The following is an 18,285-nucleotide window of genomic DNA, read 5'->3' on the forward strand; positions in this document are numbered from 1 at the left end:
ACGGTGGGCGACCGCGGAGAAGAGATAGGTCTTGACTTTCCGTATCCGCGATATATCGTGTGTACCAGAGACGCGATATGGCGCGTCGCGTCCGACCCGCTCAAGGAGGTCCGCCACCATGCCAGAGTGGTCCGTCGCCGAGCCCAGGAAGCTGACGTTCGAGGACCCCGTGAGGACACTGCGCGTGCGCGTGGTGAACGGCACGGTGAATGTCGTCGGCACCGACGAGGACTCGGCCAGACTGGAGGTCTCCGAGATATCTGGCCCTCCGCTCACCGTGACGCAGCACGACGGCACCTTGTCCGTCGCGTATGACGACCTGCCGTGGAAGGGCTTCCTGGAGTGGCTCGACCCCCAGGGCACCCGCCGCCACACGGTGATCTCGCTGGCGGTGCCGGCCGGGACCCGTGTCGAGGTGGGCGCGATCGGCGCGGGCGCCGTGGTCACCGGAATCGACGGCCGCACCGAGGTGCGCGGCATCACGGGCGACACGACACTCGTCGGCCTCACGGGACCGGTCAGGGCCGAGACGTTCTCCGGCAGTGTCGCGGCCCAGGGAGTCACCGGTGACCTGCGGTTCGACTCGATCTCCGGCGACCTGACCGTCTTCGACAGCTCCGGGTCCTCCGTTCGGGCCGAATCCGTGAGCGGCTCGATGATCGTGGACCTGGACCCGGCGACAGGATCGGCCGATGTCGGGCTCACCAGCATTTCCGGCGAGATAGCGGTCCGCCTCCCGCACCCGGTCCACGCGGAGGTGCGGGCGAACACAGCGAGCGGCTCGGTGTCCAGCGACTTCGACGACCTCCACGTGAGCGGCCAGTGGGGCGCGAAGAAGCTCACCGGCAGGCTGGGATCGGGCAGCGGCCGACTGCGGGCGAAGACGATCTCGGGCGCGATCGCGCTTCTGCGCAAACCCTCGGTGGAGGAAGATCTGTACCAGCACGATCTGCACAAGGCGGATGAGCCCCCGCGGCACGCACCCCCCTCGGACTCCCCGCCCCCGACCTCGCCCCCTCCGGCCGCCACCCCGACCGGCGGCCCGGACGCGGACTCCCCCGCCGACGCCCCGAAGGCGGATGCCGCCGACGGCCCGACCGACAAGAAGGTGCTCTGAGATGCCTCCCGTGTTCGCCCACGGCCGCCTGCGCCTGTATCTGCTCAAGCTCCTGGACGAGGCCCCGCGCCACGGCTATGAGGTGATCCGCCTCCTCGAGGAGCGCTTCCAGGGGTTGTACGCCCCCTCGGCGGGCACCGTGTACCCCCGCCTGGCCAAGCTCGAGGCGGAGGGCCTGGTCACCCACACCACCGAGGGCGGCCGGAAGGTGTACGCGATCACCGACGCGGGCCGCGCCGAGCTGGCCGACCGCAGCGGCGAGCTGGCCGACCTGGAGCTGGAGATCCGTGAGTCGGTGGCGGGGCTCGCCGCCGAGATCCGCGACGGCGTGCAGGGGGCGGCGGGCGAGCTGCGGCGGGAGATGCGGGCGGCCGCCCAGGAGGCACGCGCCGGCAACAAGTCCGGCACGGGCACGGGCTTCCCGAACCCCTCGGACTTCTTCGACAGCTCCTGGGCCGACAGCGACGGCTGGCGGCAGGCGAAGGAGGAGTTCCGGCGCGCCCGGCAGGAGTGGAAGGAGCAGGCAAGGCGGGCCAAGGACGAGAGCCGCCGGGCCCGCGAGGAGGCCCAGCGGGCCCGCAGGCAGGCGAAGGACGCCCAGGAGCGGGTGCGGGCGGAGGCCCAGGAGGAGCTGCAGCGCATGGCCAGGCGGGTGCAGGAGCAGGTGCAGGACCACTTCGCGCGCGGCGACTGGCCGACGGGCGTCCGTGAAGGGCTGTCCGAGCTGGCCAAGGAGTTCGGCGACTTCGGGAAGGAGTTCGGCAAGGACTTCGGGGTGGACTTCGGCAAGGACTTCGGCTTCGGGACGTCGGACAAGGCGTCGGGGGGCAAGACGTCCGAGCCGGGTCCTGTATTCACGGTCGAGCGGGACGAGGTGCCCGTCGAGTACGTCCCGGAGTGGGCGCACGAGGAGTCCAGCGGCGAGCCCGCGCGCGACCTGGAGCGGCTCCTGGACCGCTTCCGCGACGACATCCGCGACGCGGCCCGCGACTGCGGGGTCTCCGAGGACCAGCTCCGTGAGGCCCGCCGCCACCTGTCGGAGGCCGCGGCCCACATCGGCGTGACCCTGCGGACCCCCAAGGCTCCGGAGTCCCCCAAGCCCTGACTCGGCCCCCGCCGGGCGACGCTCGGCCACCGTCACGTCGGCCCGGGGGCCGTGTGCCCCCGGGCCGTGTGCCCCGGGCCGTGCGCCGGCAGCGAGGCGTGTCGCCCCAGTACAGGCGAGGGGTGCCGCCGCCCGCCCTCCACGTCCGCGCGGACGTGCCGCTGACGGCGCGTGGGGCATGCGGCAGCCCCGGGTCGGGGCACGCGGCAGGGGCGTAGGTCCGGGACAGGCGGGGAGCCGACCCAGGGCGGGCGGCTGGACTCGCCGCTCGCCCCGCCCCCGCCCCGCTCGCCCGGCCCGGCCCGCCCCCCAGGGCCCTAGGCCTGATACAGCACGCGTTCCACCCCGGCCCGCGTCACCCCGTGGTCCGCCAGGGCCTCGGCGACGATGCCGGGGCGGGTCGTCAGGGCGAGGAGGATGTGTTCGTCGCCGATGCTGCGGTCGCGGCGGGCGGTGGCGATGCGCAAGGCCCGTTCCAGGGCGTCCTTGGCGTCGCGGGTGAAGCCGCGGTGGCCGATCCAGGCTCCGATGCCGCGGCGTTCACGTCGGGCGCCCACACCCGCCAGTGCTCCGGCGCCATGAGCCTCTTCGACGCGGGAGACGATCTCCTCGACGTCGATGCCGAGCCCGGCGAGGGCGTCGGCGTCCGCCTGGGTGAGACCGCCCCTGCGGCGTGCCTCGGCCAGGGCCTGGGTGATGTCCGTACGGCGCCGGTCGGCGCCGAGGGCGGCCAGGGCGAAGGAAGCGCGGGTGCCCTCGCGGTCGAGGAGCGCGAGCAGCAGGTGGCCGTCGTCGATGGAGTCGGCCCCCTCCCGTTCGGACTGCTCGACAGCACCCTTCACCACGTCCCGGGCGCCCTTGGTGAAGCGTTCGAACATCACTGCCTCCCGTACTTCTTGTGCACGGCCTGCCTGCTCACGCCCAGTTCCGCGGCGATCTCCTGCCACGACCAGCCCTGCTGGCGCGCGCTGCGCACCTGCACGGCCTCGAGCTGCTCCACCAGACGCCGCAGCGCGCTGACGGCTCGCAGCCCGATTCGTGGATCGCGGTCGCCCGCGCGCTCGGCGAGATCCGTTGCTTCGGTCATGTTGTCAACGTACGTTGACGAGCCCACGCCGTCAACCAAGGTTGACAGCGAGCGGGCTCGACGACCTCATTCGGGACCTCGCCGGTCAGCGCCTAACGGTGAGCACATCGGCCGGTCCGCGCCCCAGACGGTCAGCACGGTCGGCCAGTCCGCGCCTCAGACGGTCAGCACGATCTTGCCGAACTGGTCGCCCGCCTCCAGGCGTTCGAAGCCCTCGCGGGCGCGGTCGAGGGGCAGCACCTCGTCGATGACGGGGCGTACGCCGGTGTTCGCGCAGAAGGACAGGAGGTCTTCCAGTTCGTCCTTGGAGCCCATGGTGGAGCCGACGATGCGCAGTTCCAGGAAGTAGACGCGGGTCAGTTCGGCGTGGGAGGGGCGGTCGCCGCTGGTGGCGCCGGAGATGACCAGCGTGCCACCAGGACGCAGTGACTTGATGGAGTGCGACCAGGTGGCGGCGCCGACCGTCTCGATGACCGCGTCGACCCGCTGCGGCAGCCGGGCACCGGACGGCAGGGCCTCCACCGCACCCAGTTCGACGGCGCGCTTGCGCTTGGCCTCGTCGCGGCTGGTGGCGAAGACCTTCAGGCCGGCGGCCTTGGCGAGCACGATGGCGGCGGTCGCCACGCCGCCGCCGGCGCCCTGGACGAGGACCGAGTCGCCGGGGCGTACGCCCGCGTTGGTGAAGAGCATGCGGTACGCGGTGAGCCAGGCGGTGGGGAGGCAGGCGGCTTCGGCGAAGGAGAGTTCCTTGGGCTTGGGGAGGACGTTCCAGGTGGGGACGGCGACCTGTTCGGCGAAGGTGCCCTGGTACTTCTCCGTGAGGATGGAGCGGCGTTCACGCGGGCCGACGCCGTGGCCGGACTGACCGACGACGGAGTGCAGGACGACTTCGTTGCCGTCCTCGTCGAGGCCGGCCGCGTCGCAGCCGAGGATCATCGGGAGCTTGTCCTCGTCCAGGCCGACCCCGCGCAGGGACCACAGGTCGTGGTGGTTGAGGGAGGCGGCCTTGACGTTCACGGTCGACCAGCCGGGGCGTGGAGTGGGGGCCGGGCGCTCCCCCAGTTCCAGGCCGGTGAGGGGCTGATCGCGATCGATACGGGCGGCGTAGGCAGCGAACATGGCGCCGACCATATGCCTGGCCCCTGGTCCTTCGGAACGTCCCACCGGTGTGACCCACGCCGCGCCTCGGCCCGCCGCCGGACCCTCGACACCGCCGACCATCTCTCGGGCCCGAGCGGGCGCCCCGCGCCCCTGCCCCCGCCCCTGCCCCCGCCCGCGAGGACGCCCCGCAGACGCCACCGGCGCCCGCCCCTCCGAGCGGCGTCCACCCCACCGAGACCAGAAGCGGGCGGGCGGTCGCTCAAGGCACAAAGATCGAGGGCCCCGCCGACCGAACGGCAGGGCCCTCGATGAGCCTCAGCGGCGCGCGACGCCCTCGGCCCGAGCGGCCGCCGCAACAGCCGCCGTGACCGCCGGAGCCACCCGCTCGTCGAACGGCGAGGGGATGACGTAGTCGGCGGACAGCTCGTCGCCGACGACGTCGGCCAGCGCGTCGGCCGCCGCGATCTTCATGCCCTCGGTGATCCGGGACGCCCGCACCTGCAGCGCGCCCGCGAAGATCCCGGGGAACGCGAGCACGTTGTTGATCTGGTTCGGGTAGTCCGAGCGCCCGGTCGCCACCACGGAGGCGTACTTGTGGGCGATGTCGGGGTGCACCTCGGGGTTCGGGTTGGCCATGGCGAACACGAACGAGTTCGGGGCCATGGAGGCCACCGCGGGCTCGGGCACCGTACCGCCGGAGACGCCGATGAAGACGTCCGCGCCGGCCAGGGCGGATTCGAGCGAGCCGCTCAGCCCCGCCTTGTTGGTGAGCTCCGCGAGCTCCCGCTTGACCGGCGTCAGGTCGTCCCGGTCCCGGGACACCACGCCCTTGCGGTCCGCGACCGCGACATCGCCGAGCCCCGCTTCGAGCAGGAACTTCGCGATGGCCACGCCGGCCGCGCCCGCGCCGGAGATCACGGCCCGCAGGTCGCCGAGGGTGCGCCCGGTCAGCCGCGCCGCGTTGCGCAGGGCGGCCAGGGTGACAACGGCCGTGCCGTGCTGGTCGTCGTGGAAGACCGGGATGTCGAGGCGCTCCTGGAGCCGCCGCTCGATCTCGAAGCAGCGCGGGGCGGAGATGTCCTCCAGGTTGACGCCGCCGAAGGACGGCGCGAGCCGCACCACCGTGTCGATGATCTCGTCGACGTCGGTCGTCGCGAGCGCGATGGGCACCGCGTCGACGCCGCCGAACTGCTTGAAGAGGATGGCCTTGCCCTCCATGACGGGGAGCGAGGCCTCCGGGCCGATGTCCCCGAGGCCGAGCACGGCGGTGCCGTCGGTGACGACGGCGACGACGTTCGACTTCCACGTGTAGTCGTGGACGAGCTCCGGCTTCTCGGCGATGGCGCTGCACACCTTCGCGACGCCCGGCGTGTACGCCAGGGACAGGTCGTCCTTGTCGCGCACCGGCACGGTCGCCTGGACGGCCATCTTGCCGCCGCGGTGCAGCGCGAAGGCCGGATCGAAGGGCTCCTCCGCGCCTTCGTGCCCGGCTGTGCTGTCGCTGCGAGGATTGACGATCTCCGCTGCCACTGTGTCTGACCCCTTAATTCTTCAGGTTGAGGGTGAACCACTTCCTGGTGGAGAAGTGGGGCGGGAACCGCGTCCGGCTTTAGCCCACGGGCCTTGCGGCCGTTGGCTCCCCGCCTGTCGGCGGAGCGGTACGGGAGGTACGTACGAACGCGCGGGCACGCCGCACACGTGCCCTGGCCCCGGATGAGGGGTGTAACCGTCTTTTCTACCGGATGCTTCCGACCGCCGACGAGCCATATCTGTGTCAGATCGATGTGAACAGCAGGTATCCCTTGAACCACAGGGGTAAAATGTCCGTATTCTTTGGAAATCTCCACCCCGGCAGTCCGCATCGCGAGATTGGGTGGTTATCAAATGGTTGGCGATCGTTCGCACCGGCGCGGTAATGACCGTGACGCACCGGGCTGTTGGGGTTTGCGGATCGCCCGTTATCCGATTTTGACATCTCCAGCCCCCAGAATCGGGCTGTCCGAATGGCAAGATGCCTCATCACACGAGGTCGCGACACCCGAAGGTGTGTGCACGACCGCATGGCTGCTCCCCCATCCGCCGGAGGAACCCCTTATGACCGCAGGCACCATTTGTCGCACGACCGCCGCGAAGTCCGCGAAGTCCCGGATCGTCGCTGTCGGCGCGATCGCGGTCGCCGGCACGCTGCTGCTCACCGGCTGCGGCGACCAGACGGACAAGAAGGAAGACGGCGGCAAGAAGGTCGTCAGCGCTCCGCTCTCCGACGAGCTGCCCGCGAACATCCGCAACAAGGGCGTCATCAAGGTGGGCTCGGACATCGCCTACCCGCCGGTCGAGTTCAAGGACAAGGACGGCAAGACGGTCGGCATCGACCCGGACATCGCCGACGCGATGGGCAAGCAGCTCGGCGTGACGTTCGAGTTCGACAACGGCACCTTCGACACGCTGCTCGGCGGTCTGCGCTCCAAGCGCTACGACATCGCCATGTCGGCCATGACCGACACCAAGAACCGCCAGGAAGGCATCGACGAGGAGACCGGCAAGAAGGTCGGCACCGGCGTCGACTTCGTCGACTACTTCACGGCGGGCGTCTCGATCTACACCAAGAAGGGCGCCGACCAGGGCATCAAGACCTGGCAGGACCTCTGCGGCAAGAAGATCGTGGTCCAGCGCGGCACCGTCTCGCACGACATGGCCAAGGCCGAGTCGAAGAAGTGCAAGAGCGGCAAGATCTCGATCGAGTCCTACGACAACGACCAGCAGGCCCAGACCCGGCTGCGCTCCGGCGGCGCGGACGCCGGCTCCTCGGACTTCCCGGTCGCGGCGTACGCGGTCAAGACCTCCGGTGGCGGCAAGGACTTCCAGCTCGTGGGCGACCAGGTCGAGGCCGCCCCGTACGGCATCGCGGTCGCCAAGAACAACCCCAAGCTGCGTGACGCGATCAAGATGGCGCTGGACGCGATCATCGCGAACGGCCAGTACGAGAAGATCATCAAGAAGTGGGGCGTCGACGCAGGCGCAGTCAAGGAAGCCAAGATCAACGGCGGCAAGTGACCGCGTCTCGTCATCTCGTCGCTGAAAGGCCACACCCGTGACAACGGACATCAGCAAGTCGGGCGACTCCGCGCCCAAGGATGAGCCACCGCGCTCCGCCCCCGAGGCGATCCGAGCGATCCCGGTGCGCCACTACGGCCGGTACGTCGCCGCCGTCCTCGCCATCGGCGTGCTCGCCGCGCTCGTCCTGGCGTTCGCCAATGGCGACATCAACTGGGGCGCGATCCCGGACAACTTCTTCGACGAGCGCATCATGAAGGGCGTCCGGGAGACCCTGATCCTCACGGTCCTCTCGATGCTCATCGGTGTCGTCGGCGGCATCATCCTGTCGGTGATGCGGCTGTCGAAGAACCCGGTGACCTCGTCGATCGCGTGGTTCTACATCTGGTTCTTCCGCGGTACGCCGGTCCTGGTCCAGCTCTTCATCTGGTTCAACCTCGGCTTCGTCTTCGAGTACATCAACCTCGGTCCGATCTACAAGGACGAGTGGTCGGACTTCATGACGCCGTTCCTGACGGCGCTCCTCGGTCTCGGCCTGAACGAGGCCGCGTACATGGCGGAGATCTGCCGCGCGGGCCTGCTCTCGGTCGACGAGGGCCAGACGGAGGCCTCGCAGGCGCTCGGCATGAGCCACAACAAGACGCTGCGCCGCATCGTCATCCCGCAGGCCATGCGCGTGATCGTGCCGCCGACGGGCAACGAAGTCATCAACATGCTCAAGACGACGTCGCTGGTCGCGGCGGTGCAGTACTACGAGCTCCTGAAGTACGCCCAGGACATCGGCACCTCGTCCGGCGCGACGGTGGAGGCGCTGCTCCTGGCCGCCACCTGGTACCTGATCATGACGTCGATCCTCAGCGTCGGTCAGTTCTACCTGGAGCGCTACTACGCACGCGGCTCCTCGCGCGCCCTGCCGGACACGCCCTGGATGAAGATCAAGGCCAACATGCTGTCGCTCAGCAACCGTGGGGGAGGCATCCGATGACCGCCATGGTGAAGGCCGAGGGCGTCCACAAGTCGTTCGGCCACGTCGAGGTCCTCAAGGGCATCGACCTGGAGGTGAAGTCCGGCGAGGTCTTCTGCCTGATCGGCCCGTCGGGCTCCGGCAAGTCGACGTTCCTGCGCTGCATCAACCACCTGGAGAAGGTCAACGCCGGGCGGTTGTACGTCGACGGGGAGCTGGTCGGCTACCGGCAGAAGGGCGACAAGCTGTACGAGCTCAAGGACAGCGAAGTCGCCATGAAGCGCCGGGACATCGGCATGGTCTTCCAGCGCTTCAACCTGTTCCCGCACATGACGGCCCTGGAAAACGTCATGGAGGCGCCGGTCCAAGTCAAGGGCCAGCCGAAGGCGGCCGCGCGGGAGCGCGCCGGGCAGCTCCTGGAGCGGGTCGGGCTCGCCGACAAGGCGAAGAACTACCCCTCGCAGCTCTCCGGCGGCCAGCAGCAGCGCGTGGCCATCGCCCGCGCGCTCGCGATGGACCCGAAGCTGATGCTCTTCGACGAGCCGACGTCGGCCCTCGACCCGGAGCTGGTCGGTGACGTCCTCGACGTCATGCGTGACCTCGCCGAGTCCGGCATGACGATGGTCGTCGTCACCCACGAGATGGGCTTCGCCCGCGAGGTCGGCGACAGCCTGGTCTTCATGGACGGCGGTGTGGTGGTCGAGTCCGGCAACCCGCGGGACGTCCTGACCAACCCGCAGCACGACCGGACGAAGTCGTTCCTGTCGAAGGTCCTGTAAGGGTCCTCCTCCATAGAGGGCTACGTAGAGGGGCGGTACGGATCGCTATCCGTACCGCCCCTCTACGTAGCAGAGTGGGATTCCCTACTTGAGGCCTAGGACCAGCGCGTCCGAAGGCGACGACCACACCGTGCGCGCCTCGGTGAAACCCGCGTCCAGGAGGGTGCGGATGTGCCACTCGGCGGGCGGGGTGTCGCCGTCGGCGTGCTCTCCGTAGATCTCGAACCGCTTGGCGGTGGGCTCGGCGAGCACCGGGTCGTTGGCGGCGAGGCCCCACCAGTCGGCCCAGTCCAGGACGCCGGCGGCCTTCGCGGCGGACTGGCGGGCGTGCCGCTGCTCGCGGTCGGCGGCGTTGATGCGCGGCGTGGTGGGGTCGGGCATGTGGTCGGCGTTCATGAAGACGCCGCCGTCGGCCACGATCTTGCCGAGCTGTTCGTAGAGCGCGGCAAGGGGTTCGCTGAACAGCCAGTGCAGGGCGGTCGCGGTGAGGACGGCGTCGTAGGAGTCGTGGGGCAGCTGGGAGGTCCAGCCCGGGTCCTTCAGGTCGGCGGTCACGAAGGTGACGCGGTCGTCACCGGCGAAGGTGCCCTCGGCGATGGCGAGCAGGGCGGGGTCGAGGTCGATGCCCGTGCTGACCGCCTTCGGGAACCTTTTGAGGAGTCTGTCCGTAATACTTCCCGTACCGCACGCGAGGTCCAGGACACGCGGTTCCGGGCCGACGAGGGCCTCGACCATGTCGAGCATGACGCGGAACCGCTCCTCGCGGTCCGGCATGTACCACTCCTGCTGCCGATCCCAACTCTCCTGCCAGGCACGCCAGTCGGTTCCGAACCCCGTACCGCTAGTCGTTTCCGTCACCGGAAGACCTCCGTCCCGTACTACGCTCGACTAATCTCGCCGAGTAACACCCGCGCACGAAAAGCGACTGTTACCTCGCACGAGAATGAAGATAGCCCGCCCCCGTAAGGACTACAAGTGGAACTGGCCTATTACTCGGACTACGCCGTGCGCCTGGTCAACACCGAGGAACCGGCTCGTCACAAGGACTCGCTGACCTCCGTGGCCGCGATCCGCGAGCTGTTCGGCGAGAACCAGCAGGCCGCCCGGCGTGCCACGGACTCCGACGTGACGCGCTTCCGCTCGGTGCGGGCGCGGCTGCGGGCCGTCTTCGAGGCGGCCGACGGCGGGGACGAGACGCTGGCCGTGGACCTGCTGAACTCACTGCTCCTGGAGTTCCCGGTCAGTCCCCAGATCTCCGGGCACGACTATCGGGACGACGACGGGCGCCCCCTGTGGCACATGCACCTGGCGGACCACCCGTCGAACGTCACCGCGGGCTACGCGGCCATCGCCGCGATGGGCCTCGCCTTCCACCTCACCGAGCACGGCGTGGACCGGCTCGGACTGTGCGAGGCGTCGCCGTGCCGCAACGCCTATCTGGACACCTCGACCAACCGCTCCCGGCGCTACTGCTCGGACCGCTGCGCCACGCGCGCGAACGTCGCCGCCTACCGCGCGCGCAAGCGCCTGGAGAGCGAGCGGTCCGCGAGCACGGGGCGCACCGCCGAGAAGGTCCAGGAGACCAGCGCGGCGAGCGAGAGCTGACGCCGCCCGCGCGCCTCGCGCTCCTCACGGAACCTGCTCAGCGGCCGGAACCGCGCCCGCACGCGGGCGAGGACCAGCTCCTCCGGCACGACTCCGTAGACGGTGCTGTCGCCCCCCGCGTTGTACGGATTGTCGCCGAGCACCCACCAGCCGCCGTCGCGCCGTTCGACGGCGCGCTTGACCACCAGCAGGTCCTGCTGCAGCGGATGACGCAGAATCACCACGTCACCGGGGCGGACCCGGGCGCCGTGCCGCACCAGCATCCAGTCCCCCGGATTCAGTGTGGGCACCATGGATGGCCCGTCGACCTCGATCAGCTGGAACGGCACGCGTGTCTCCCGCCCGTCTGCCGTCGTCTCCGGCATCAGACAACCTCCCGGACCCATCCTCCACCGGCCTCCCGGTCCCATCCTCCACCGTCTCCAGTGTGACCCTGGACTTTTGTCCTAAGCCCATGGGGGCACTCGCGAAATCAGGTCTCTCACGGAGTAATGTCCCCCCTGAGAAGACGATCACGAGGAGGACAGCACCATGCTTTCCCGCCTGTTTGCCCCCAAGGTGAAGGCCAGCGCGCACTGCGACCTGCCCTGCGGCGTGTACGACCCAGCCCAGGCCCGCATCGAGGCGGAGTCGGTCAAGGCCGTCCAGGAGAAGATGGCCGCCAACGACGACGCGCACTACCAGGCGCGCGCCACCGTCATCAAGGAGCAGCGCGCCGAGCTGGCCAAGCACCACGTGTCGGTGCTCTGGAGCGACTACTTCAAGCCGCCGCACTTCGAGAAGTACCCGGAGCTGCACACGCTGGTCAACGACACCCTCAAGGCCCTCTCGGCCGCGAAGGGGTCGACGGACCCGAAGACCGGCGAGAAGGCCCTTGAGCTGATCGCCGAGATCGACCGCATCTTCTGGGAGACCAAGAAGGCCTGATCCAGGCACCGGGCCCCGCGCCCACCTGACCGCACCCGGTCCCCCGGGGCCGCCGTATCCGGCGGACCCGACGGGCCGGGTGCGGTCGTTTTTCCCGCCGACGCCTGCTGCGTCGCGGCCGACACCTGCTCCGTCGTGACTGGCCCTGTCGTCGTCGCTGTCTCCGTCGTCGTCGCTGTGTCCGTCGTCGTCGCTGTGTCCGTCGTCGTCGCTGTGTCCGCTGTCGCTGTCTCCGTCGTCACTGCGGAGGCCGGCCACCGTCACGGCGGACGCTAAATCGGTTGCCCGCGCCCCGGCCCGCCTGCTGCAGTTGCCCCGTCACCGAAACCGCCGACCGACGAAGAGCAGGAGCCCTCAGATGCGCCGGACGTCCATGTCCCCCCAGGAAGGAATCGCCCCCCGACACGAGGACATGACGCCTAGTGCCATCGCACACGCCTCAGCAAGAGAAGCACCGACACACCCTTAACCTGGGCATCCTGGCGCACGTAGACGCCGGCAAGACCAGCCTGACCGAGCGGCTGCTGCACTCCGCCGGGGTCATCGACGAGATCGGCAGCGTCGACGCGGGCAGCACCCAGACCGACTCCCTCGCCCTTGAGCGGCAGCGCGGCATCACCATCAAGTCGGCGGTCGTGTCCTTCACGATCGACGACGTCACCGTCAACCTCATCGACACCCCCGGCCACCCCGACTTCATCGCCGAGGTGGAGCGGGTCCTGAGCGTGCTCGACGGCGCCGTGCTCGTCGTGTCCGCCGTCGAGGGCGTCCAGGCGCAGACCCGCGTCCTGATGCGTACGCTGCGCAGGCTCGCCATCCCCACGCTCGTGTTCGTCAACAAGGTGGACCGTCGCAGCGCGGACCCCGAGCGCGTACTCGCCGAACTTGCCCGGAAGTTGACGCCAGCCGTCATCCCCATGGGCACGGTGCGCGCCCCCGGCGCCCAAGAAGCGCACTACGCCCCGTACGCCGACGACGACCCCGTCCTCACCACCCGCCTCGCCGAAGTCCTCGCCGAGCGCGACGACGCGCTGCTGTCCGCGTACGTCGAGGGCGACACCGCCGTCCTCACGCCCGGTGGGTTGCGCGCGGCTCTCGCGGACCAGACCCGGCGGGCCCAGGTCCACCCGGTGTTCTTCGGCTCGGCCATGACCGGCACCGGACTGGACGCGCTGACCGACGCCGTCAAGGAGCTGCTGCCCGCGGCGACCGGTGCGGCGGACGGGCCTGTCGCGGGCACCGTCTTCAAGGTCGAACGCGGCCCCTCGGGCGAGAAGGTGGCGTACGCGCGGCTCTTCTCGGGGACGGTGCGCGTGCGCGACCGCGTGGCGCTTCCCGGCCTGGATGGCAAGGTCACCGCCGTCAGCGTCTTCGAGCGGGGCGCGGCCGTGCGGCGCGACGCCGTGAGCGCCGGGCAGATCGCGAAGCTGTGGGGGCTGAACCGGGTACGCATCGGGGACGTGCTCGGCGACCCGCGCCACGTACCCGAACGGCACACCACCGCACACCACTTCGCCCCGCCGACCCTCGAAACCGTCGTCGTGCCCCGGCACGCCGCCGACCGCGGCGCCCTGCACACGGCGCTGACCCAGCTCGCCGAGCAGGACCCGCTGATCGACCTGCGGCAGGACGCGCTGCGGCAGGAGATCTCCGTGTCCTTGTACGGCGAGGTGCAGAAGGAGGTCATCGAGGCAACACTCGCCGAGGAGTTCGGCATCGGTGTCGACTTCCGGGAGAGCACGACCCTGTGCGTGGAGCGGCTCGTCGGCAGTGGCGCGCACGCGGAGTTCATCGACACCGACCCCAATCCGTTCCTGGCGACGGTGGGGCTGCGGGTGGAGCCCGCCCCGGCCGGGGCGGGGGTGGAGTTCCGGCTCGGGGTGGAACTCGGCTCCATGCCCTACGCGTTCTTCAAGGCGGTGGAGGAGACGGTCAGGGAGACCCTGACGCAGGGGCTGCACGGATGGGAGGTGCCCGACTGCCTCGTCACGATGACGCACTGCGGGTACTGGCCGCGGCAGAGCCACGCCCACGCGGTCTTCGACAAGAGCATGTCGAGCACGGCGGGTGACTTCCGCCAGCTCACCCCGCTCGTCCTGATGGACGCGCTGCGGCGCGCGGGGACGCGGGTGCACGAGCCGATGCACCGGTTCCGGCTCACCGCGCCCGCCGACGTGTTCGGCACGCTGCTGCCCGCGCTCGGACGGCTGCGGGCGGTGCCGCACGCGCCGACGGCGCAGGGGGCCGTGTACGTCATCGACGGTGTGATCCCCGCCGCGCGTGTGCACGGGCTCGAGCAGGCGCTGCCCGGACTGACGCGTGGCGAGGGCGAGTTGGAGTCCACCTTCGACCACTACGCGCCGGTGACCGGGACGCCGCCGGCGCGCCCGCGCACGGACCACAATCCGCTGGACCGGAAGGAGTACGTGCAGCGGGTCACGCGGCGGACCCGGGTGGGGTGAGGGTCAGCCGGTGGCGGGAGGTGTGCCGTCGGCGCCTCCCGCCGGGTCCGCCGACGTGACCGCCGCGACCGTCCGCGCGTCCACCAGGTCCCGCAGCCGATCCTGGTCCGCCAGGATGTTGATCTCGACGATGCGGCCGTCCCTGACGGTGAACTCGCCGACGGAGAACGGCTTTCCGTCGTGCACGGCGATCTGCCCCACCTTGCCGTTGACCAGCGCCAGATACGTGGTCGGCGCCAGCTTGGCGAACGAGCGCGCTCCGGCGACCACCGCGGTCGCACCCCGTACGAGGCGGGAGAGTCCTCCGGCCGCGCCTCCGTCGGCCCGCAGCACGACGCCCGGGTCGAGGAGTTCGAGCAGCGCGTCGAAGTCGCCCTTGCGGGCCGCCGCGAGGAAGGCCTCGACGACCTCGCGCTGACGCGTGCGGTCCGTGTCCGCGCCGGGCTCGGGGTCCGCGTCGCGCACCCGGCGGCGGGCCCGGCTGGCGAGTTGCCGGGTCGCGGCCGGGGCCCGCTCGACGATGGGCGCGATGTCCTCGAACGGCACGGCGAACATGTCGTGCAGCACGAACGCGAGGCGCTCGGCGGGGCTCAGCGTGTCCAGGACGACCAGCAACGCGAGCCCCACCGAGTCCGCGAGCAGGGCCTCCTGCTCGGGGTCGACGACGTCCCTGCCGTCCCGCAGCGGGCCGACCTCCGGGTCGGGCACGTGCGTGTCGGCTCCCTGGACGTCCAGAGGCTGCTCACCGCGCTGCTTGCGTGACCGCAGCAGGTCGAGGCAGACGCGGCCGACCACCGTGGTGAGCCAGCCGCCCAGGTTCTCCACGCGTTCGTGGTCGGCGCGGCTGAGCTTCAACCAGGCCTCCTGGACGGCGTCCTCGGCCTCGCTCAGCGAACCGAGCATGCGGTACGCGACCGCCTTCAGGCGGGGCCTGTGCTCCTCGAAGCGCTGCGCCAGAAGATCTCTTCCGTCCATCCCGTCACATTCCTTCGTCGTGATCCGTCGTAGCAGTGACGCACCGACGACGGTGCGCCGCGGGTCGGCACACAGCGGGTGCCGACCAGCAGACCACGAAGAGACACGACGGCAACGATCTCGCCGATGTGACATGGAGGACATTGCCATGAAGGTCGTCGACGACCCCGTGCGAGCGGGCGACACGGGGTGGGGTGCGGGACCGGGCACGTCCCGGCCGCGTACGCCCACTGGCCGCCTGGCCCCCGATGCACCGCCCCCTCGGTCCCTGTTCCTCAGTCCCCACCCCTGGAATCCCTGCCTCTCAGCCCAACCCTTCAGCCCAACACGGGCTCCAGCGCTGCCCTGAGGTCGTCCGGTCCCCGGTACAGCACACCCGTCATGCCCAGTGCGACGGCCGCGTCCACGTTCTCCTCGCGGTCGTCCACGAACAGGCAGCGGTTGACCGCGGCGCCCACACGTTCGGCGGCGACTTCGTAGATGCGGTGGTCGGGCTTCACCACGCCGAGTACGGCGCTGGAGACCACGTCGTCCACGAGGGAGTCGAGGCCGAGCAGCGCCAGGTCGTCGTCCAGCCAAGGGGTGGCGTTGGTGACGATCGAGACCCGTACGTGCGCGCGGGCCCGGCGCAGCAGGCCGACGACCGTCTGGTCGGCCCGGAACTTGGAGTCGGCCAGAGCGATGCCGAGTTCGCGCCCGCGTGCCGGGGCGAGCCCGTGTCCGCGCGCGAGTCCGGCCGCGATCGACTCGGCCCACTCCGACTTGCCGATCCGCCCGAGCATGAGCGGCAGATCGGTCTCCGGTGCGAACGCGACCTCGGCGGTGGCGCCTTCGGGCAGTCCGGCGGCGCGTTCGAGCTCGGCGACGTCCGACATGTCGTAGAAGCGGATGACGCCGTCGAGGTCGGTGAGGACCGCGTCGAACGGAAGTGGAGACGGGGAAGGCATTCGCCGGTGGCCGCTCATCCACGGGCTCCCAGCGCGCTTGCGCTCGTCCACGGCGTTCCCGGCACGCTCTCGTTCATCCACCGGCCCTCAGCACGCTCCGCACGGTCGACCGCACCCTTTCCTGGTCGGCGCGCACGGCTTCGTACGCGGATCTGTGCCGGGATATGTCGCGTCGCTGCCGCTCGGCCGCGACGAGCCGCCACACCCCGGCGGTGTTGTGCTCGCGCTTGCACTCGATGTCGGCGACGGCCGTGTCCCGCTCGCGCCCGGTGCGCCGGGTGTCGCCGTTGTTCCCGCGCTGCCACGCCTTGTCGCGGAAGGCGGCTTCCGGGCTCGCGTACCGCTTGAAGCCTTTGCCGACGACGCAGTCCGCCCAGGTGTCGAGGGCGCGGCGCATGCGGGGGTCCTTGGCGACGGCCTTGTCGATCGCCGGGCGCCGCCCGCCGACGTACGTCGTCATGCGGGTCTCGTCCTTGACGCCCGCCAGCACGCGCCGCGCCCCGACCTGGGCGCAGCCGCCCTTGGCGGCGTGCAGCGCGCTGTACTCGTCCGAGGTGACCAGGCGTCCCTTCGGCTCGCGCTGCTTCTCGAACTTCTCGAGCGCCTCACGGTCGGTGCCGTAGCCCCGGGTGCGCGCGGCGTCGAGATCCAGCGAGCCGTACAAGGTTGTCGAGACGAACACCGCCAACAGGGGGTTGGACATCTTGATGTCCTGCTCGCGCCAGTGCCGGGGGAAGTCCGCGAAGCCGCGGGACCGCATGCACCGCTGGGTGAAGCGGGCAGTCGCCCGTTCCCGGAGTGCGTCGTCACGCGCACTGAACTCGTACCGCTCCAGGGGCAGTCCGGACAGGTCCTTCTCGTCGTCGACTTCGGGCACGCCCGAGTCGCGCGCGGCGTCCCCACCGGATCCGCCCGCCGCCGACCCGCATCCCGCCAGTGCCGCCAGCGCCACGACGGCAACCGCGACGGCCACGCGGCGTGACCCTCGCACCCCCCACGTCACCTTCATACGCAGAACCCTAACCGTGCCCACTGACAGTCAGGGGTGGCGCGGGGAAGGCGCTGCTAGGGGCCGGGCTGGGGCTCCGTGCGTGGTTCGGCCTGGGGGGCGGCCGGGGGCGCGCCGGACTCCAGGTCGGCCTCGGGCGGGGGCTTCTCGCCGGACGCCGGGGCGGGCTCGGTGCCCGACCCCGGGGCGTACCTCGGCAGATGTCCGCGCTTGTACTTGCTCTTGTGCCCGCGCCGCGCGCGCCGCTTCTCGTCCGGCTGCTCGTCGACGACGCACGCGTCGCACTCCGGGTTGCGGCAAGGAGCCGGGCCCCACACGGGGACGTACGCCCCGAGCACCTTGCGCCGCTTGATGGCCGTACCGACGGGCCGTCCGCAGTGTTCGCACACGGGGTCGCTCTGCGGACGGGGGCCGGACCGGCGTCCGTCGCTGCCCATGGTCCAAGGGTAGAGCGATTCCCCGAGGTCGGACAGCCCAGCGGTCAGTCCTTCCCGCGCTTGCGGGAGTACGTACGGACGACGACGCCGTTGCCGAAGACCCGGGACGAGGTCAGCTCGAACTCGCTGACGGCGGACTCCACGCCCGCGAACATGGGCATGCCCGAGCCGAGCAGCACCGGATAGGTCTTGAGCACCAGCTCGTCGACCTCGTCGATCAGCTGACCGGCGATCTGCGCGCCGCCGCACAGCCAGATGCCGAGCTCGCTCTCCTCGGCCTTGAGCGCACGGACCTTGCCGAGCAGGTCGTCGGCGACGATCTCGACGTTCGCGGAGGGCGACGTCCCGATGCTGCGGGAGGCGACGTACTCACGCAGGTGTCCGTAGGGGCTCGGTTCGCCCTCGTCCAGGCCGAGCTGGTAGCTGCCCATGCCCTGGATGACGGTGTCGAACTTCTGGTTCGGCACGTCATCGCCGAAGCCGAGGATCCTGCGTCCGGTCGCGGAGACGGTCTCCGGGTACTCGGACTTGAGGAACCCCAGGAACTCCTCGTCCACGAACGGCATGAACGAGTTGGCGTCGCCACTCGGGTCCCCGATGAAGCCGTCGATCGAGACGGCGACGAAGTAGGTGAGCTTTCGCAAGCTGATTCTCTTTCCGCAGATGACAGTAGGGGGTGAGGCGGGGTGACCGTGGCCACCTCGACTCGAAGTACT

General features: G+C 70.3%; 19 protein-coding genes. 8 read left to right on the forward strand and 11 right to left on the reverse strand.

The genetic code is table 11. The features are described 5' to 3' along the window. Positions 1-118: 118 nt before the first annotated feature. Both QUY26_RS12240 and QUY26_RS12245 read left to right on the forward strand, forming a co-directional pair. Positions 119-1,117 (forward strand): DUF4097 family beta strand repeat-containing protein, encoded by a 999-nt coding sequence (locus QUY26_RS12240; protein ID WP_289945917.1) that lies wholly within the window; start codon positions 119-121, stop codon positions 1,115-1,117. 1 nt (position 1,118) lies between these two features. After that, entirely contained in the window at positions 1,119-2,222 is a 1,104-nt protein-coding gene (locus QUY26_RS12245) for a PadR family transcriptional regulator (protein WP_289945919.1), read from the forward strand. Positions 2,223-2,539: 317 nt separating this feature from the next. On the opposite strand, the gene QUY26_RS12250 is transcribed toward QUY26_RS12245, so the two are convergent. The 4 genes from QUY26_RS12250 to QUY26_RS12265 all read right to left on the reverse strand — a co-directional run bounded on the left by QUY26_RS12250 (position 2,540) and on the right by QUY26_RS12265 (position 5,940). Next, the gene (locus tag QUY26_RS12250) at positions 2,540-3,100 is read right to left on the reverse strand and encodes a Clp protease N-terminal domain-containing protein (RefSeq protein WP_289945921.1); all 561 of its coding nucleotides are present in this window, start codon (positions 3,098-3,100) and stop codon (positions 2,540-2,542) included. Beyond that, entirely contained in the window at positions 3,100-3,309 is a 210-nt protein-coding gene (locus QUY26_RS12255) for a helix-turn-helix domain-containing protein (protein WP_289945923.1), read from the reverse strand. The genes QUY26_RS12250 and QUY26_RS12255 overlap by 1 nt, the downstream gene beginning before the upstream one ends. Positions 3,310-3,465: 156 nt before the next feature. After that, positions 3,466-4,428, reverse strand: coding sequence for a zinc-binding dehydrogenase (locus QUY26_RS12260; protein WP_289945926.1), 963 nt, complete (start codon positions 4,426-4,428; stop codon positions 3,466-3,468). A 297-nt stretch (positions 4,429-4,725) separates the two neighbouring features. Next, complete coding sequence (locus QUY26_RS12265; protein WP_289945928.1) at positions 4,726-5,940, reverse strand: NAD(P)-dependent malic enzyme; 1,215 nt, start codon at positions 5,938-5,940, stop codon at positions 4,726-4,728. Positions 5,941-6,504: 564 nt separating this feature from the next. Here QUY26_RS12265 and QUY26_RS12270 point away from each other — a divergent pair. From QUY26_RS12270 to QUY26_RS12280, 3 genes are read left to right on the forward strand one after another with little or no spacing between them, the layout of a single operon-like run. Next, the gene (locus QUY26_RS12270) at positions 6,505-7,464 is read left to right on the forward strand and encodes an ABC transporter substrate-binding protein (RefSeq protein ID WP_289945929.1); all 960 of its coding nucleotides are present in this window, start codon (positions 6,505-6,507) and stop codon (positions 7,462-7,464) included. Between the two features lie 37 nt (positions 7,465-7,501). Then, entirely contained in the window at positions 7,502-8,449 is a 948-nt protein-coding gene (locus QUY26_RS12275) for an amino acid ABC transporter permease (RefSeq protein ID WP_289945931.1), read from the forward strand. Beyond that, positions 8,446-9,207, forward strand: a complete 762-nt coding sequence (locus QUY26_RS12280; RefSeq protein ID WP_289945932.1) for an amino acid ABC transporter ATP-binding protein — start codon at positions 8,446-8,448, stop codon at positions 9,205-9,207. Before QUY26_RS12275 ends, QUY26_RS12280 begins: the two co-directional genes overlap by 4 nt. Positions 9,208-9,291: 84 nt before the next feature. On the opposite strand, the gene QUY26_RS12285 is transcribed toward QUY26_RS12280, so the two are convergent. Further along, positions 9,292-10,065 carry a class I SAM-dependent methyltransferase gene (locus QUY26_RS12285; protein WP_289945933.1) on the reverse strand — a complete coding sequence of 258 codons (774 nt, stop codon included), beginning with the start codon at positions 10,063-10,065 and terminating at the stop codon, positions 9,292-9,294. Positions 10,066-10,182: 117 nt separating this feature from the next. On the opposite strand from QUY26_RS12285, the gene QUY26_RS12290 reads away from it, so the two are divergent. Further along, positions 10,183-10,812: a CGNR zinc finger domain-containing protein gene (locus QUY26_RS12290; protein WP_289945934.1), complete on the forward strand. Its 630-nt coding sequence runs from the start codon at positions 10,183-10,185 to the stop codon at positions 10,810-10,812. Here QUY26_RS12290 and sodX read toward each other — a convergent pair. Next, complete coding sequence (sodX, locus tag QUY26_RS12295; RefSeq protein WP_030359893.1) at positions 10,716-11,177, reverse strand: nickel-type superoxide dismutase maturation protease; 462 nt, start codon at positions 11,175-11,177, stop codon at positions 10,716-10,718. The two genes, QUY26_RS12290 and sodX, sit on opposite strands and share 97 nt — an antisense overlap. A gap of 166 nt (positions 11,178-11,343) precedes the next feature. Between sodX and sodN the strand changes: the two genes are divergently transcribed. After that, entirely contained in the window at positions 11,344-11,739 is a 396-nt protein-coding gene (gene sodN / locus QUY26_RS12300; protein WP_189727932.1) for a superoxide dismutase, Ni, read from the forward strand. A gap of 422 nt (positions 11,740-12,161) precedes the next feature. Further along, complete coding sequence (locus QUY26_RS12305) at positions 12,162-14,201, forward strand: elongation factor G (RefSeq protein WP_289945943.1); 2,040 nt, start codon at positions 12,162-12,164, stop codon at positions 14,199-14,201. A 3-nt stretch (positions 14,202-14,204) separates the two neighbouring features. Here the strand turns inward: QUY26_RS12305 and QUY26_RS12310 are convergent, their stop codons facing one another. The 5 genes from QUY26_RS12310 to QUY26_RS12330 form a co-directional block, all read right to left on the reverse strand. Next, positions 14,205-15,176 (reverse strand): sigma-70 family RNA polymerase sigma factor, encoded by a 972-nt coding sequence (locus tag QUY26_RS12310; RefSeq protein WP_289945945.1) that lies wholly within the window; start codon positions 15,174-15,176, stop codon positions 14,205-14,207. Positions 15,177-15,493: 317 nt separating this feature from the next. Beyond that, positions 15,494-16,123 (reverse strand): HAD-IA family hydrolase, encoded by a 630-nt coding sequence (locus QUY26_RS12315; protein WP_289945947.1) that lies wholly within the window; start codon positions 16,121-16,123, stop codon positions 15,494-15,496. Between the two features lie 73 nt (positions 16,124-16,196). Further along, complete coding sequence (locus QUY26_RS12320; RefSeq protein ID WP_289945949.1) at positions 16,197-17,096, reverse strand: hypothetical protein; 900 nt, start codon at positions 17,094-17,096, stop codon at positions 16,197-16,199. Positions 17,097-17,188: 92 nt separating this feature from the next. Further along, a complete protein-coding gene (locus tag QUY26_RS12325) occupies positions 17,189-17,569 on the reverse strand; it encodes a hypothetical protein (RefSeq protein ID WP_289945951.1) in 381 nt (126 codons plus the stop codon). A 44-nt stretch (positions 17,570-17,613) separates the two neighbouring features. Then, positions 17,614-18,213, reverse strand: a complete 600-nt coding sequence (locus tag QUY26_RS12330) for a dihydrofolate reductase family protein (RefSeq protein ID WP_289945953.1) — start codon at positions 18,211-18,213, stop codon at positions 17,614-17,616. Between the last annotated feature and the right edge of the window lie 72 nt (positions 18,214-18,285).

This window comes from Streptomyces flavofungini (genome assembly GCF_030388665.1).
Lineage (GTDB): Bacteria > Actinomycetota > Actinomycetes > Streptomycetales > Streptomycetaceae > Streptomyces > Streptomyces flavofungini_A.

Excerpts from the sequence above, each read along its gene's own strand:
- QUY26_RS12240 (WP_289945917.1), top strand. The coding sequence starts at position 119 with ATGCCAGAGTGGTCCGTCGCCGAGCCCAGGAAGCTGACGTTCGAGGAC.
- QUY26_RS12245 (WP_289945919.1), top strand. The coding sequence starts at position 1,119 with ATGCCTCCCGTGTTCGCCCACGGCCGCCTGCGCCTGTATCTGCTCAAG.
- QUY26_RS12250 (WP_289945921.1), bottom strand. The coding sequence starts at position 3,100 with ATGTTCGAACGCTTCACCAAGGGCGCCCGGGACGTGGTGAAGGGTGCT.
- QUY26_RS12255 (WP_289945923.1), bottom strand. The coding sequence starts at position 3,309 with ATGACCGAAGCAACGGATCTCGCCGAGCGCGCGGGCGACCGCGATCCA.
- QUY26_RS12260 (WP_289945926.1), bottom strand. The coding sequence starts at position 4,428 with ATGTTCGCTGCCTACGCCGCCCGTATCGATCGCGATCAGCCCCTCACC.
- QUY26_RS12270 (WP_289945929.1), top strand. The coding sequence starts at position 6,505 with ATGACCGCAGGCACCATTTGTCGCACGACCGCCGCGAAGTCCGCGAAG.
- QUY26_RS12280 (WP_289945932.1), top strand. The coding sequence starts at position 8,446 with ATGACCGCCATGGTGAAGGCCGAGGGCGTCCACAAGTCGTTCGGCCAC.
- sodX (WP_030359893.1), bottom strand. The coding sequence starts at position 11,177 with ATGCCGGAGACGACGGCAGACGGGCGGGAGACACGCGTGCCGTTCCAG.
- sodN (WP_189727932.1), top strand. The coding sequence starts at position 11,344 with ATGCTTTCCCGCCTGTTTGCCCCCAAGGTGAAGGCCAGCGCGCACTGC.
- QUY26_RS12310 (WP_289945945.1), bottom strand. The coding sequence starts at position 15,176 with ATGGACGGAAGAGATCTTCTGGCGCAGCGCTTCGAGGAGCACAGGCCC.
- QUY26_RS12315 (WP_289945947.1), bottom strand. The coding sequence starts at position 16,123 with ATGCCTTCCCCGTCTCCACTTCCGTTCGACGCGGTCCTCACCGACCTC.
- QUY26_RS12325 (WP_289945951.1), bottom strand. The coding sequence starts at position 17,569 with ATGGGCAGCGACGGACGCCGGTCCGGCCCCCGTCCGCAGAGCGACCCC.